At 37.7% G+C, this 15,147-nt stretch carries 10 protein-coding genes; 8 read left to right on the forward strand and 2 right to left on the reverse strand.

All coding sequences use genetic code 11. From position 1 onward, the window contains the following. Positions 1 to 53 precede the first annotated feature (53 nt). Positions 54 to 2,648: a lamin tail domain-containing protein gene (locus AQF98_RS03780; RefSeq protein ID WP_055130569.1), complete on the reverse strand. Its 2,595-nt coding sequence runs from the start codon at positions 2,646 to 2,648 to the stop codon at positions 54 to 56. Between the two features lie 50 nt (positions 2,649 to 2,698). Between AQF98_RS03780 and AQF98_RS03785 the strand changes: the two genes are divergently transcribed. The 8 genes from AQF98_RS03785 (at position 2,699) to AQF98_RS03825 (ending at position 12,369) form a co-directional block, all read left to right on the forward strand. Further along, positions 2,699 to 3,691, forward strand: coding sequence for an aspartate-semialdehyde dehydrogenase (locus tag AQF98_RS03785; RefSeq protein ID WP_055130711.1), 993 nt, complete (start codon positions 2,699 to 2,701; stop codon positions 3,689 to 3,691). A 155-nt stretch (positions 3,692 to 3,846) separates the two neighbouring features. Continuing rightward, positions 3,847 to 5,253, forward strand: a complete 1,407-nt coding sequence (gene dacB, locus AQF98_RS03790) for a D-alanyl-D-alanine carboxypeptidase/D-alanyl-D-alanine-endopeptidase (RefSeq protein ID WP_055130570.1) — start codon at positions 3,847 to 3,849, stop codon at positions 5,251 to 5,253. A gap of 229 nt (positions 5,254 to 5,482) precedes the next feature. After that, on the forward strand, positions 5,483 to 6,532 hold the full coding sequence (locus tag AQF98_RS03795) for a proline iminopeptidase-family hydrolase (protein ID WP_055130571.1): 1,050 nt from the start codon (positions 5,483 to 5,485) through the stop codon (positions 6,530 to 6,532). Positions 6,533 to 6,915: 383 nt separating this feature from the next. Then, complete coding sequence (locus tag AQF98_RS03805; protein ID WP_055130573.1) at positions 6,916 to 7,425, forward strand: GNAT family N-acetyltransferase; 510 nt, start codon at positions 6,916 to 6,918, stop codon at positions 7,423 to 7,425. 4 nt (positions 7,426 to 7,429) lie between these two features. Then, positions 7,430 to 7,897, forward strand: a complete 468-nt coding sequence (locus AQF98_RS03810) for a hypothetical protein (RefSeq protein ID WP_152969626.1) — start codon at positions 7,430 to 7,432, stop codon at positions 7,895 to 7,897. A 37-nt stretch (positions 7,898 to 7,934) separates the two neighbouring features. Beyond that, entirely contained in the window at positions 7,935 to 9,893 is a 1,959-nt protein-coding gene (locus tag AQF98_RS03815; RefSeq protein ID WP_082434886.1) for a beta-N-acetylhexosaminidase, read from the forward strand. A gap of 76 nt (positions 9,894 to 9,969) precedes the next feature. Then, complete coding sequence (locus AQF98_RS03820; protein WP_055130575.1) at positions 9,970 to 11,496, forward strand: glycosyltransferase family 39 protein; 1,527 nt, start codon at positions 9,970 to 9,972, stop codon at positions 11,494 to 11,496. A 429-nt stretch (positions 11,497 to 11,925) separates the two neighbouring features. After that, a complete protein-coding gene (locus AQF98_RS03825; RefSeq protein WP_055130576.1) occupies positions 11,926 to 12,369 on the forward strand; it encodes a DoxX family protein in 444 nt (147 codons plus the stop codon). A 97-nt stretch (positions 12,370 to 12,466) separates the two neighbouring features. Here AQF98_RS03825 and AQF98_RS03830 read toward each other — a convergent pair whose 3' ends face one another. After that, on the reverse strand, positions 12,467 to 15,052 hold the full coding sequence (locus tag AQF98_RS03830; RefSeq protein WP_055130577.1) for an AsmA-like C-terminal region-containing protein: 2,586 nt from the start codon (positions 15,050 to 15,052) through the stop codon (positions 12,467 to 12,469). Positions 15,053 to 15,147 lie beyond the last annotated feature (95 nt).

Consider the following 15,147-nt stretch of genomic DNA (forward strand, 5'->3'; position numbering starts at 1 on the left):
CTTTAACAGAAAGAACAATCCTATTTACATATTGTTTAAAAAATATCCTTTTGTTAGTTCAATTTTGCCGCCAAAACACAAACCTGCTTAAAGCTTTCCATCTTTCCATTCAGGGCAAAAGCATCAAATTTAACCACGTAAATACCTACCTTACTTTTTTGTCCATTGTCATCCATCCCGTCCCATGTAAAATTACCTGCTGTAGCAATAGACGTATTTCTTTCCAACTTACGGATCAATATGCCACGGTCTGTATAAATATTTACGGTAGCCAAATGACCATTTTTCACAAATTGATAATTGATCTGGAGCAGATCTTCAAACCCATCTCCATCTGGTGAAAAAGTTTTACTTGCCAGGTTTACCTTATTTTGAACAAGATTCGGATCTTCCTCTTGCGAGTTGCGATAACTTGGTGTGGCGAAACCAACTGCTGCTGCCGCCGATTTAAAATTTCCAATCTCCTGAGTTGGTTTAGCATAAGAAACCCTTTCTAACGATACACCATCTGCATTTTTCAAAAGTGGCAAATGCATCCCTTCATGATAATCCAACTGATCGATAATACCATTCTCCCCTAACAAAACCACAGTTCCCTTGTCATTATTATAGGCTGGAAAGCTATTCATCTCTACAAATTGATTAGGAAAATCGGCCTTATAATTTTGTTTGATTAGGGTTGGATTTGTTGTTAAAACCCAATGTGTTTTGGCTGGCATATACAGCGATTGACTGCTGATGATTTTACTTCCATTGAGTTCTAGATTTGACAATTTCAGTTCTTTTAAATCCAATACATGATCCGTTTGGTTGTAGACTTCTACAAAATCTACTCCTCCATTTTTGGGGTTCACCAACACCTCGCTAATTAAAATATCCCCTTTAAGAATGGTTTTGGCCTTAAATATCTGCGCTGTATTTGCCAAGGGGTCTATTAAATTGCCTGCACAATCGGAAAGGTTATTTACTGTAATTACATTTTGTATTCCCCTAACCAAAGGGCTTGCCAATTTGAGTTCTACTGTAGTAAATGCCGGGCTCATAGGTAACGCCGTAACTGGAAACCCAATACCATTGTTGATATTGTAATTGCTTACCATTGCTGCCGTTGCCGCATCTATATATTTGCTAAATTCTAGTTGGATGGTTAAATCATCAATGATATTTGCCAGTAGCAATTTGGGAGCCGTAGTACCTAACTGACTTTGGTAGCTAGCATTTTGTTGCCCTGGTGTACCTCCCGATAGTGAGGTGCTTGCCCCCCAGTTTTGAATGCCTTTACAAGCATTGTTAGGGTCAATCAATTCTAAACTATAACCACCTTGTTTTTTCACCTCGTCTTTGTACCAATCTATGTTGTAAGCCACCTCATCAATCAGCGTTCCTGTGGAACTGGTTAACTTTAAAACATCTTTGTCGTTATTTAAACTTGGCCAAGTACTTAATCCAATTGTTTTGCCATAACCTTTAAATGCACTGGCATCTGCATTGGCCGTGAGGATGAGGTATGCTTTTGGCTTTAAAGTATCACTTGTGAAAGTATAGGTACTCGTTAAATCTTCATACTTCCATCCATTTAAAAGAATATAAGCATCGGTGGTATTCCATAACTCTACAAATTCGGCATTGGGTAATCCAATCTGTGGAGAAGGGTCGGCAAAAATCTCGTTAATCACAATATCTCCTTTTTGTGCCAAGTAAGGCTTCACGTAAAATATCGAGGCCTTATTATTTGTTCCAATCTCATTCCCTTTAAGGTCTGTTACCTTATTTACAGTTAAGGTATAATCTCCAGATGATAATGCTGTAGCAAAGGTTAATTTGTAAACATTAGGCAAATTTGTAAGTACCACATTTGTCGGATTTCCAATTTTACTCAACTCATAATTGGTATTGATTAAGGCTGTAGTACTTGTTAAACCTTCAGAAAATAGAGCTTCAACAGTAAACTCGTCTACTACTTTGATACTGAGTAAGCTTGGTGCAATCATATCAGGCATGAGTTCTTCTACCTTAAAGTCGTCAAAAATAAAACCATCAGATCTTGTTGCCGTATACCTGCAGTACACCCCAAACCAATTGGTGGTGGTAAAGCTCAAATCAACTGTGGTTCCATCCAACACATAATTTCTACCCCCAGTAATATCCGTATAGATTTCCCATTTGCCAAGTTCATTTCTTGTTACCTTAACTCGAGCTAACAAGGTGTTGACATTTGCTCTGGTTTTGGGCGGACCATCTATAATTTTGACCACAGTTGTACCTGTTTGCCGATACAAATCGTAACTATCTGTGCCACCGCTCTCTCCGATTTGAATAAAATAACCATTTAAGGGGCCATTTAAATCCTGCTGATCAGCAATTAAATAAATTCTTGTCTGATTGGTAGCAGTAGGATCAAAATTCATTTGCACACCAAATTCCCACTTTACGTTGAGGGCCATTGCGTTAGCCGTAGCCAATGTAACTGTTTGAGCATTAGCACTTAACCCTGACTGCAATTGCTTGGAATTATTGATTTTAAACGAAGTTTGATTGCCCAGCCAAGTGGGATTTGTGGTGAAATTACCATCGGTAAAATCATCAGAAACCTGACCGAATGTAAGTTTAACACTCAGTAACATTAAAAAAAGTAAAGTTTTTCTCATATTTGGTAGATATTAAGAATGAACTCAATATAATAAAAAAACAAAGAAAAATGAAAGTTGCAGTAGTAGGTGCTACCGGATTGGTAGGCACCGTTATGTTAAAAGTATTGGAAGAAAGAAATTTCCCTATCAGCGAATTAATTCCCGTTGCTTCAGAAAAGAGCGTTGGTAAGTTAATTACGTTTAAGGGTAAGCAGTTTCCAATCGTTAGCATGGATACTGCAATTGGTATGCGACCAGATATCGCTTTGTTCTCTGCTGGTGGAAGTACTTCATTGGCACATGCACCACGTTTTAAAGAAGCAGGCACTACTGTAATCGATAACTCATCTGCATGGAGAATGGACCCAGCTATTAAATTAGTCGTACCTGAAGTGAATGCCAATACCTTATCTATCGACGATAAAATTATTGCCAACCCAAATTGCTCAACCATTCAAATGGTGGTAGCCCTAAAACCTCTACATGACAAATATCGTGTTAAGCGTGTAGTGGTTTCTACTTATCAATCGGTTACAGGGACAGGTGTTAAAGCCGTAGACCAGATGATGAATGAGCGTAAAGGAAATTTTGATGGAGAGATGGCTTATCCTTATCAAATTGACCTAAATGTAATTCCTCAGATTGATGTATTTACCGAAAATGGATACACCAAAGAAGAGATGAAGATGATTAACGAAACCCGTAAGATTATGGGCGATGAAAATATTCGTTTAACAGCTACAACAGTTCGTATTCCAGTAATGGGTGGTCACTCTGAGTCGGTAAACATCGAGTTTGAAAATGATTTCGATCTAGCTGAAGTAACTTCGTTATTAGAAAAAACAGAAGGCATTATCGTTGTTGATGATATTGCCAACCTTAAATATCCAATGCCTAAAGATGCACATGAAAAAGATGAAGTTTTTGTAGGTCGTATCCGTAGAGACGAATCGATGCCAAATACTTTAAACATGTGGATTGTTGCCGATAATCTACGCAAAGGTGCTGCTACAAATGCCGTACAAATTGCCGAGTATCTGGTAAGAAAAGAATTGGTATAATTTTACCCGGTTTTTAAAAGTGATGCATTAAATTGCATCACTTTTTTTATGCCGTTTAGTTTTATAAACTAAAAATTATATAGATCCTACCCTATTAATGAAATGGTCGTAATTAATAGAAAAAATTACTCAAGCTTTTTAATGTAAATCGTAAAATGAAGATCCTTAAATTAATTATATCCTTAACTGTTCTATCCTATCATTGTTTTGCCCAGTTTCCCGTTGCAAAATTAGATCAGGCTTATCAAAATTTAGTAGCTGATGAGCAGGCAAAATATGCCATTACCTCGCTCTGTGTGCTCGATGCCCAAACGGGAAAAATAATCTATGCCAAAAATGAGAACATTGGTCTGGCCACTGCTTCTACTTTAAAAACCATTACATCGGCCACTGCATTTGGCATATTGGGCAAAGATTTTAAATACCAAACTACATTGGCCTACAACGGAAGCATTACACCCGATGGCACTTTACAGGGCGACCTGATTATTATCGGTGGTGGCGACCCTACACTAGGCTCATGGCGATATGAGCAAAGCAAGGAAAAAGTAGTATTGAACGCTTGGGTAACAGCCATCAAAGCAGCGGGGATTAAAAAAATTAGTGGCGCCATTATTGGCGATGATAGTTTATTCGGCACCCAATCTATGCCAGAAGGCTGGATTTGGCAAGATATGGGTAATTATTATGGTTCAGGCGGTTCTTCATTAACTTGGCGAGAAAATCAATTCGACATTCATTTAAAACCCGGTGCTAGCACAGGTGCAGAAGTAAGCATTAAAGAAATGGTACCTGCCATGCCTTATCTAAAAGTAGTGAATGAGCTTAAAACAGGCAGTACAGGCTCTGGTGATAATGCTTATGCTTTTTTGCCTCCTTATGGTAACCTGGCCTATCTGCGTGGCACCTGGGGTATGGGAATTAGCAAGGCTGGCATTTCTTTGGCCCTACCAGACCCAGCTTATGATGCAGCTTATCGCTTACAAGATACTTTGGCGAGGTTAAACATTGCCAGCAACGAAGCTACAACAGCCCGAAGATTAAATCTAGAAGGAAAAACCGTACCTAGTCCAACTCAAAAATTGTCTACCATCAGTTCACCAGATTTAAGCGAAATCATCTACTGGTTCAATAAAAAAAGTGTCAACCTTTATGGCGAACAGCTTTTAAAAACCATTGCCTGGAAAGCTGGCAAAACACCGAGTACTAAAAACGGAGCAGCTGCAGTAATCAATTATTGGACGGCTAAGGGTTTAGATAAAAATGCCCTAAATATTTTAGATGGCAGTGGGCTTTCGCCTGGCACAAGGGTAACTTCTTTAGCCATGGCCAATATCTTATTTCAGGTGCAAAAAGAAGATTGGTTTGCTGCCTATCAAAACTCCTTTCCAGAAAACAATGGCATGAAACTAAAGAGCGGTAGTATCAACGATGTTTCGGCCTATGCAGGTTATTATACCGACAAAAATGGCAATAAATACATCGCCGTCATCAACATCAACAACTACAGTGGTTCTGGCATTAGTAAAAAACTATTTAAGGTTTTAGATGCGCTGAAATAAAGCAGGGAAATCTCTTTAAATTTTTCTTGGATTTAAAATCATGAGTAGCGCAATGGCACTGTTGTTCACAACGCCAGTCCCGTCTTACGTTCCAAGTCCTCGTTCGCTGTGCTCACTGTGGGCTTTCCACTGCAATCGGGGCTATCAGAAAACCAGCTGGGGCTGAAAGAAATGATACGAAAGAGCTGAGAATTTTATATCTTCATCCTTTGAACCAAACCACAATGCAATGAAGACCAGAAACTTACTTTATACAGGAATTGCTGTGCTCTGCATTTTACTGTATGCCTGCACCCCAAAAAACACAACAGAAAATACCTCCACTTATTTTGCAACAGCAGACACAGGTGTACTTGATGGTGGGGCAAAGCTAATCCCCATCGAAACGCCAAAAGGAAAGTTCAACGTATGGACCAAACGTTTTGGCAATAACCCAAAAATTAAAGTACTGCTTTTAAATGGTGGTCCCGGGGCTACACACGAGTATTTTGAATGTATGGAAAGCTTTTTACCCAAAGAAGGCATTGAGTTTATTTATTATGATCAATTGGGCTGTGGTAATTCAGACAATCCAAAAGACACTGCCATGTGGGATTTGGGTAGGTATGTAGAGGAAGTAGAACAAGTTAGAACGGCATTAAACTTAAACAAAGATAATTTTTATCTATTGGGCCATTCGTGGGGCGGAATTTTAGCCATGCAATACGCCCTCAAATACCAGCAAAACCTCAAAGGACTAATCATTAGCAACATGATGTCGAGCATTCCAGATTATGGAAAATATGCCGACGAGGTATTGGCCAAACAAATGGATCCTCAAGTATTGAAAAAGATCAGAGCTATGGAAGCCAAAAATGATTTTGCAAACCCAGAATATATGGGCCTTTTAATGCCAAATTTTTATGTCAAACACATTTGTCGCATTCCATTAGATCAATGGCCTGAACCAATTAACCGTTCTTTTAGCAAAATGAATCAGTCATTATATGTTACCATGCAAGGACCAAGTGAGTTTGGTGTTTCGGGTAAATTGCTAAAATGGGATATCAAAGACCAGTTAAAAAATATTACAGTACCTGCTTTAAGTATTGGTGCACAATACGATACGATGGATCCAAAACACATGGAATGGATGGCATCTGCCTTAAAAAATGGAAGCTATTTGTACTGTAAAAACGGGAGCCACATGAGTCTTTACGACGATCAACAAACCTATATGAAGGGTATCATTAAGTTTATGAAAGGTGTAGATGCAGGTGAAAGTAAAATCAAATTTTAAAATTCAACCATCAAAACACAAAGCACATAACAACTTAGTGTCTTTGCTCCTTTGTGGTAAAACAAATAATAACCACCAAGACACCAAATACACAAAACAATTGACAACTATGTGTACTGTGTACCCATATGGTAAAACAATCGAACTTAAAAACAGAACCACTAAGACACGAAGTACACAAAGCAATTAACGACTATGTGGCCTATGTACCTATGTGGTAAAACAAATAATAACCATCAAGACACGAAATACACAAAGCACTTAACAACTTAGTACCCTTTGCACCTTTGTGGTAAAAACAAATAGAACCACCAAGACACGAAGTACACAAAGCAATAGTAATTATGTGGTCAAACAAAATACAATCACAATAAACAGAAATTATGGAGTTTGAACTTCGCCCCTTTCAACATACCGATCTACATAGTTTGGTTAAATATGCCAACAATTACAATATTGCTAAAAACCTCAGCAACAAATTCCCCTTTCCTTACACCCAAGATGATGGCATTGCATTTATCAACTTGGCACTATCATCAAACCCATTACAAATTTTTGCCATTGTGGTAAATGGCGAAGTTGCAGGCTCAATTGGTGTGCATCCCCAAGCAGATTTTTATTGTAAAAATGCAGAAATGGGTTATTGGATTGCTGAAGATTACTGGGGTTTGGGCATTGTTCCAAGTGCCATTAAATTGATGCTGAATTATGGTTTCAACACTTTCGACATTACCCGCATCTATGCAAGAACTTTTGATACCAATATCAAATCGCAAAGAGTATTGGAAAAAACAGGATTTAAACTAGAGGCCGAACTAAAGGAGACTTTCTATAAAAATGGAACCGTTTACGATGAAATGGTATATGCCTTTAGAAAACCCGTTAACCGATAATAATATGAAACCAATCAAATTGATTATTAAAGCAGCACTAATTGTAGGCACCTTAGATATCCTAGCTGCATTTTTGAACTTCTACATTCAAACAGGTAAAAACCCAAGTATTGTGCTTAAATATATTGCCAGTGCGGCACTAGGTAATACAGCAGCATACGATCCTACAGTTGTAATTTTATTAGGCTTATTGTTCCATTTTGTGATCGCCTTTGCTTTTACGATTCTCTTTTCATTCATCTGCGACAAGCTATGGTATTGGTTTAAAAATGGGTATGTTATTGCCATTCTGTATGGCATTTTGATCTGGATGGTGATGAATTTATTGGTTGTTCCCAATTCTTTGGCTCCAGAAATTCCATTTACATGGACAAAGGCACTTTTAAACTGTGCCATCTTGATCGTTTGCATCGGATTTCCACTTTCTTACCTATTCTTTCAAAATAAGCAGGCTAATTCGCACAATAATTAATAAATTGCAGTTTAATATTTAACCGGATATCCTATTCATGAGACTTATCGTATCTTTTTTCCTCCTTTTATTAGCGAGCACAAATATTTCTGCGCAATCTATAGAAGGTACTTCAGAAACTTTTTCGAACAACGAACCTGTAACCAATACAGAAATTGCCATTATTCCAGAACCTGTAAGTGTAATCAAACAAACTGGTCATTTTATATTACCAGCTAATATTACCATACAAGCTGGTAGGTCTGCAGAATTGAAACAGACTGTTGCTTTTTTACAAGAGCGCTTAACAACAGCAACCGGGCATTATGTAACTACCATTTCAACTCCGTCGCCTACAGCTACATTTAAACTGATCTTAAATGAAAAAACTGATGCCAGTATTGGTGCAGAAGGTTATCAATTAAGTGTAGGTTTAAAACAAGTAACCATTAGGGCCAATAAGCCTGCTGGTTTATTCTATGGTGTGCAAACCTTGCTGCAATTGTTGCCAAAAGAAATCGAAAGCAAAGAGTTGGTAAAAGGTATCAAATGGACAATGCCATGTGTAGAGATTACCGATTTCCCTCGTTTGGGCTGGCGTGGACTTATGTTTGATGTAGCCAGACATTTCTTTACCAAACAAGAAGTGAAACAGTATATTGATGCAATGGTACGTTACAAGTACAACATTTTGCATTTGCACCTTGCCGATGATGAAGGTTGGAGAATTGAGATTAAAGGTTTGCCTAAATTAACCGAAGTTGGAGCTTGGAGAGTAAATAGAACAGGTACATTTGGAGATTTTATTCCACCAAAACCTGAAGAGCCACGTAACTACGGAGGTTTTTATACACAAGAAGACATTAAAGAATTGATACAATATGCCAAAGAGCGTTTTGTAAATATCATGCCAGAGATTGATGTACCTGGACATAGCTTGGCTGCAATTGCTGCTTATCCAGAATTGTCATGTACACCAGACGCAGTAAACTACAAGGTACGTAGTGGCGAAAAGATTATGGACTGGAGCCGTGGTGCCCCACCATTAGGCATTGTAGACAATACACTTTGCCCTGCTAACGAAAAGGTTTATGTTTTCTTGGATACTGTATTTAGCCAGATTGCTAAATTATTCCCTTTTGAATACATCCATGTGGGTGGCGATGAGGTTGCCCGTAATTTCTGGGAAAAAAATGATCAGGTTGCGGCCCTAATGAAACGTGAAGGTTTAAAGACCATTCCCGAGGTACAAGCATATTTTGAAAAAAGAGTAGAACAGATCATCACGGCTAAAGGCAAGAAATTTATGGCTTGGGATGAAGTTTTAGAAGGTGGTGTTTCGCAATCTGCAGCAGTAATGAGTTGGAGAGATATGAAACACGGCACTGAAGCGGCCAAAGCAGGGCATGAAGTAGTAATGAGTCCAACTCAATTTGCCTATCTTGATTACATGCAGGCCGATGTGATTACTGAACCTAAAGTATACGCTTCATTGCGTTTGAGTAAATCTTATGAATTTGATCCAGTTCCAGAAGGTGTAAACCCAATCTACATTAAAGGTGGACAGGCCAACTTATGGACAGAACAGGTGTATAACATCCGTCAAGCCGAATACATGACCTGGCCAAGGGGTTTTGCTATCGCCGAATCAGTATGGAGCCCGAAAGAAAAAAAGAATTGGCCAAACTTTTTTGCCCGTACCGAACAACATTTTAAACGCTTAGACATTGCCGAAACTAAATATGCTCCAAGTGTTTACGATCCAATTTTTGCCGTAAAACGAAGTGCAGACAGACAGTTAGCAGTAAGTTTGAGTACAGAAGTAGAAGGATTAGACATGTATTATAGCTTTGATAACTCTTTCCCAGATCATTTTTATCCAAAATATACTACGCCATTGGTACCACCAATTGATGCTAAGGTTTTAAAAGTAATTACCTACAGAGGGAAAACTCCTGTTGGACGTATGATGAATATGCCAATTGAAGAATTAGAAAAAAGAGCTGGCAAAAAATAACTAGCACAGCTCATTTTTGCCAAGCAGAATGTTGTAACAATTGGTTTGATGTTGGGGTCTAAATATTAAATATCCTATGTTAAAGAAAGGTACAGTTTTGCTTGGCATTTTCATTTTAGTTAAAATGATTTTGCAGTATGTACTGGTTCATCCAGTATATGAACTTCATCGTGATGAGTTTCTGCATTTAGACCAAGCTAAACACTTGGCATGGGGTTATCATTCAGTTCCTCCACTTACCTCATGGATTTCGTGGCTCATCTTGCAGTTGGGTAATTCTGTTTTTTGGATCAGGTTCTTTCCTGCCCTATTTGGTGCCCTCACAATTTTGGTGGTTTGGAAAACCATTGAAAGTTTAAAAGGCAGTTTATTTGCTTGTTTCTTGGCTGCTTTGGGTCTTACTTTTTCTACCTTGTTGAGGCTTAATATTCTATATCAGCCTAATTCATTAGACATTCTCTGTTGGACATTGCTATTTTATACCTTAGTTCGGTTTATCCAAACTGAGCAATATAAATGGTTGTATTTAATGGCTATTACCTTTGCCATTGGTTTCTTGAATAAATACAATATTGCTTTTTGTCTGATCGCTTTACTTCCTGCTTTAGTATTGAGCCCTCAGCGAAAAATTTTACTAAAGCCACAATTTTATGGCGCATTGGCCTTGGGCTTGTTGATCATTAGCCCAAACCTGATTTGGCAATTCCAAAATGACTTCCCAGTATTCAAGCATTTAAAAGAGTTGAATGACACCCAATTGGTTAATGTAAACCGACTAGATTTTGTAAAAGAACAAATCTTTTTCTTTTTGGGCTCCATTTTCATCCTAATTGCGGCCTTTGTCTCTTTCTTTAGTTATCCACCATTTAAGCCTTATAGAATCTTATTCTGGACTTATGTTTTTAGCCTTACCATTTTTATTTTTTTAAGAGCAAAAGCATATTACGCCATAGGGCTTTACCCTATATTTTTTGCTTTTGGTGCAATTTACCTTAGTCAGATTTCGCAAAAAGGCTGGACCTATTGCCTCCGTTTTGTAGTGATTGCGATGATCTTGTTTTTCTTTTGGCCTTTGTTCAGGATTACCATGCCAACTCGTACACCCGAGGCCTATGTACAAGCAGCAAAAGAAGGTAAACCATTTAGCACACATACTTGGGAAGATGGTAAAAAACATCCGCTCTCTCAAGATTTCGCAGATATGTTAGGCTGGGAAGAACTGGCCCGTAAAACCGATTCCGTTTACAATAGCTTACCAGATCAACAACATGTTTTTATCCTTAGCAATAATTATGGAGAAACCGGAGCAATTAATTATTACACCAAAGTTAAAGGCTTAACGGCCCATTCGTTTGATGCAGATTATATCAATTGGATGAAACTGGGACCTGAAATTAAAACATTGATCCGTATAAAAGAAGCACACGACACCGACCTGACCAGAGAACAAAGCTTATTTGGACATATAGTCGCTGTGGCCAAAATAGAAAATCCTTATGCCCGCGAAAAGGGAACACAGATATTAGTGATGACCCAGCCAAAAGTTGATATCAATAAAATTATTGTACAAGAGCTAGCCCAAAAGAAAGCGGGTAAAGATTAATTTGATGAAATGAGCTTCATCGAAAACTCGGAATGATAAGAAATTATAGCTCAACACACAGCAAAGGCACCATAAAACTATGTGTACTATGTTCCTATGTGGTAAAATAATTGAACTTAAAATAGTTACCATCAAGACACCAAATACATAAAACAGTTAACAACTTAGCGCCCTTTGTGCCTTTGTGGTAAAAACAAACAGACCCACGAAGACACGATGTACACAAAACAATTAAAACTATGTGTCCTATGTTCCTATGTGGTAAAGAAACCTTCGAAAATCAGCAATAACGACTAATCAATATTTTGATGATTACCCTCACCAAATATTTAAACTAAATCTCTCATTTTCAGTCTATACCTTATATATTTATTTGTTAAACTAAATATATTTTGTAACTTAATATCAGCTTAAAAAAGGAGGTTTATCATGAACGTTATCCAAAAAGTTGAGCACTGGGGCGATGCCCATCAAGCAAAATGGTTAGCTGTAGTTCGCATCGTGTTAGGCTTAATAATTTTTAGTAAAGGTATTGCACTCATCAGCGATACAGGCCAACAACAAGAACTTTTATTCAGAAACAGCGTATTCGGGTTTTCAGAAATGATGTCGAGTGTGGCCATTCATTTGGTGGCTTTTGCCCATTTGGTTGGCGGTATTTTAATTACCATTGGTTTAGTTACCCGCTTTGCAGTAGTTATTCAAATTCCAATTTTAGTTTGCGCTATCCTGTTTGTGAATATCAGCAACGGATTTTCTGCCCTAAATTCGGAATTGTGGCTATCTGTAATTGTGCTTTGCCTCTTAATTCTATTCTGGGTTGTTGGTTCTGGTGTTTTTTCTGTAGACCATCAAATTAGAAGGAAACATTAATAAGCATTCAAAAACGATGCTGAATTTGTAATTGCATTTTCAGTCAAAGAATCATGTATAAAAAAATGCGTTTCGATTGGAAACGCATTTTAAAATTTTAATTATTGGTCTTCTTGTTAAACAGACCTTTCAGTTTGTTTCCTATTTCTGTAGTCGCTTTTTCTACGGCTTTCTTCTTCAAAGTATCTACCTTCTCTTGCGCTTTGGCTTGCAGCTCCGCCTTCTTTTCGGCCACTACCTGATTAACCACCTCTTTAGTACCACTTTTACCTTCTGCTGCACCATATTTCAATTTAATACTTGGTTTAAGGAATGTACCCCCTAGCACAGCATTGATCTTAATATTTTCGCTAATGGACACATTGGTTCCAGCTTTGCTATTTAAGCTAGCAATAAGCGTATTAGCTGCATCATTGGCTTTGCTGCCCAACATTGCCCTAGGCACATTTAAGCCTAACTGGTAGTCCATGGTTTGGTCAATTCCGTTAGAGCCCTGCACATTCATCAGTATCCCTTTAGTTTTGATATCAAACGGCGCCACATTTAAACGGCCATCTTTGATCTTGAACTTAGTGAGCACATTATTTAATTCTAACTTTTTAAATTCATTAGAGCCTAAAGATGCCGCCAATTTGTTCATGGGTTCAAAACCATCAACAATGGCCTGTATGATATTGGTTAAACCTTCCGCATTGATCGAAGAATAAACAGGCATCATGTGTTCATCCAGATCAGAATTGAATTTTAAATTGGTAGAGAAAATCCCTTTAGCAAATTTGGCAATCGGCGCCAACATTTTAACCGTATTAAAAGCACTAAAGGCTTGTTGAATATCCATTTTCTCAATCCCAAAATCAATGTCAACTTTAGGCTTTTTAGGGTTTACCGTAGCATAAGAACCATTCATTTTCACGGTTCCATCCAACATGCTCAAAGCCATGTCTTTAAAATAAACTGTTTTGTCTTTTACTTGTAAAGCACCTTTTGCATTGCTGATGTCGTATTTATCATAAATTACTTTAGCCGCTTTTATAGCCAAATTAAAGTCAATATTCCCTGGCACTTCAAAAACCGACATCTTTGCACCATCGGCAGCAGGTTTAGCAGCAGTACTTGGTGGCCCCATCAATTCGTTTACATCAATTAAACCTGATGATAAATTAAAATTTCCTTTTAACAACTGGTTTTTCTTGAATACATAGTTTAGGTAATTATTTATTGCGCCATTTGCGGTAAAATCGCTCTTCCCTACTTTTGCAACCAAATTGCTCAAGCTAATGTTCTGCGGACTGAAAGTCATTTGAGCAGAAGGCACGCTTACTGGCATTGGTACATTTTTACCAGCATATACAAAATTGCTGGCTTGCATTTGTCCAGAAGCTTTAAAATCTTGATATTGTCCTTTGTCAATGGCCGATTTACGACCCGCAGCCTGCACATCAGCAGCTAAAATTCCACTCAGGCTCATGTCTTTGATCGGAAAGATAGTAGTCAGTTGTTTAAGATCTAATTTGCCTTTCAAGGCCATATCCACAAAAGGATCGCTCATTGGTGTTTTAACCAATAAACGGCCATCAATTGGCGCAGCTCCAAATTCAAGATGGAAAGCAGGAACATCAACTACAGTATGGTCTAAAACACCATCAGGGTTAGAAATAGTAGATTTTACCTGAATGTTATTGATAGCCGATGGTAAAGATGGATATTTGATCTTTCCATTTTCTATCGCCAAATTCACATTAAAAGCAGGGATAGAATGATCATTATAAGTACCTTTTGCAACCCCATTCATTGCAAATTTTCCACTAGCCGCTAAATCTTTAAAATTGGTAGCATAAATGGCTGGAATTAAAGAAAGAAAGTTTTTCAGGTCTGATTTTTCTGCGTTAAATTTAAAATCCATCACCATGTCTTGATCATTTGGCATCGCTAGGTAACCAACAGCCGATAACAGAAGTTCGTTCAGTTTGATATGGTTTTCGCCAAACGTAAACTTCATCTGTTTCATGTCGATATCCAAAGGCAATTCAGCATTTAACTTTACTTTGTTCAAATAAGGAACCCCACCATATTTCACGGTTAGTTTTTCGATATCAGATTGTGTTTTCAAAGTGAAAAGGTCTTGTGTAAAATCACCTTTTCCACTGTGATTTAAGTTCTCGGCTTGTAAAAACACACCTAAAGAAGCATCATCGTAAGTCAGTTTTCCATTTTCAATTCCATATTGTTGTAAAGCCACTTTAAAAGAACTTTTTGCAGTATCAACTGGTGCTACAGCACTATCTGGCTTCATGATATCCCAATTGGCTTTACCACTTTTCAATACTTTTGCATAAATGGTAGGCTCGTTCAAATTGACAGACTTTATCTCATAAGTTTCCCCTTTGATTACACTCATCAGGTTTAAATTTAACTGGGTCTGTTTAATTTTTGCCAAGGTATCTAGTGCAAAGCTATCGACCCCTACCACAGTCAAATTGTTCAATTTTATACCCAAATTGGGGAAAGAACTAATAAGGCTTAAATCAAAATCGCCAAAATCTATTTTGGCATTTACCTTATTATTGATGGATGATTTAACCTTAGCGACAATTTCTTTTTTAAAAATTAATGGCACACAGGCCGCTGCTGCAAATAAAACAACAAGGAGAACCGCAAAGGTGATGGCAATTTTTTTAAACATAACGTTTGAATATTGATATTTTTCTTCCTTAAAAGGCAAATCGTAAGCCAGTAAAGTAACTTAACTCTCTTTTACAGATTTAGGTATTAATATCT

This window comes from Pedobacter sp. Hv1, assembly GCF_001412215.1.
Lineage (GTDB): Bacteria > Bacteroidota > Bacteroidia > Sphingobacteriales > Sphingobacteriaceae > Pedobacter.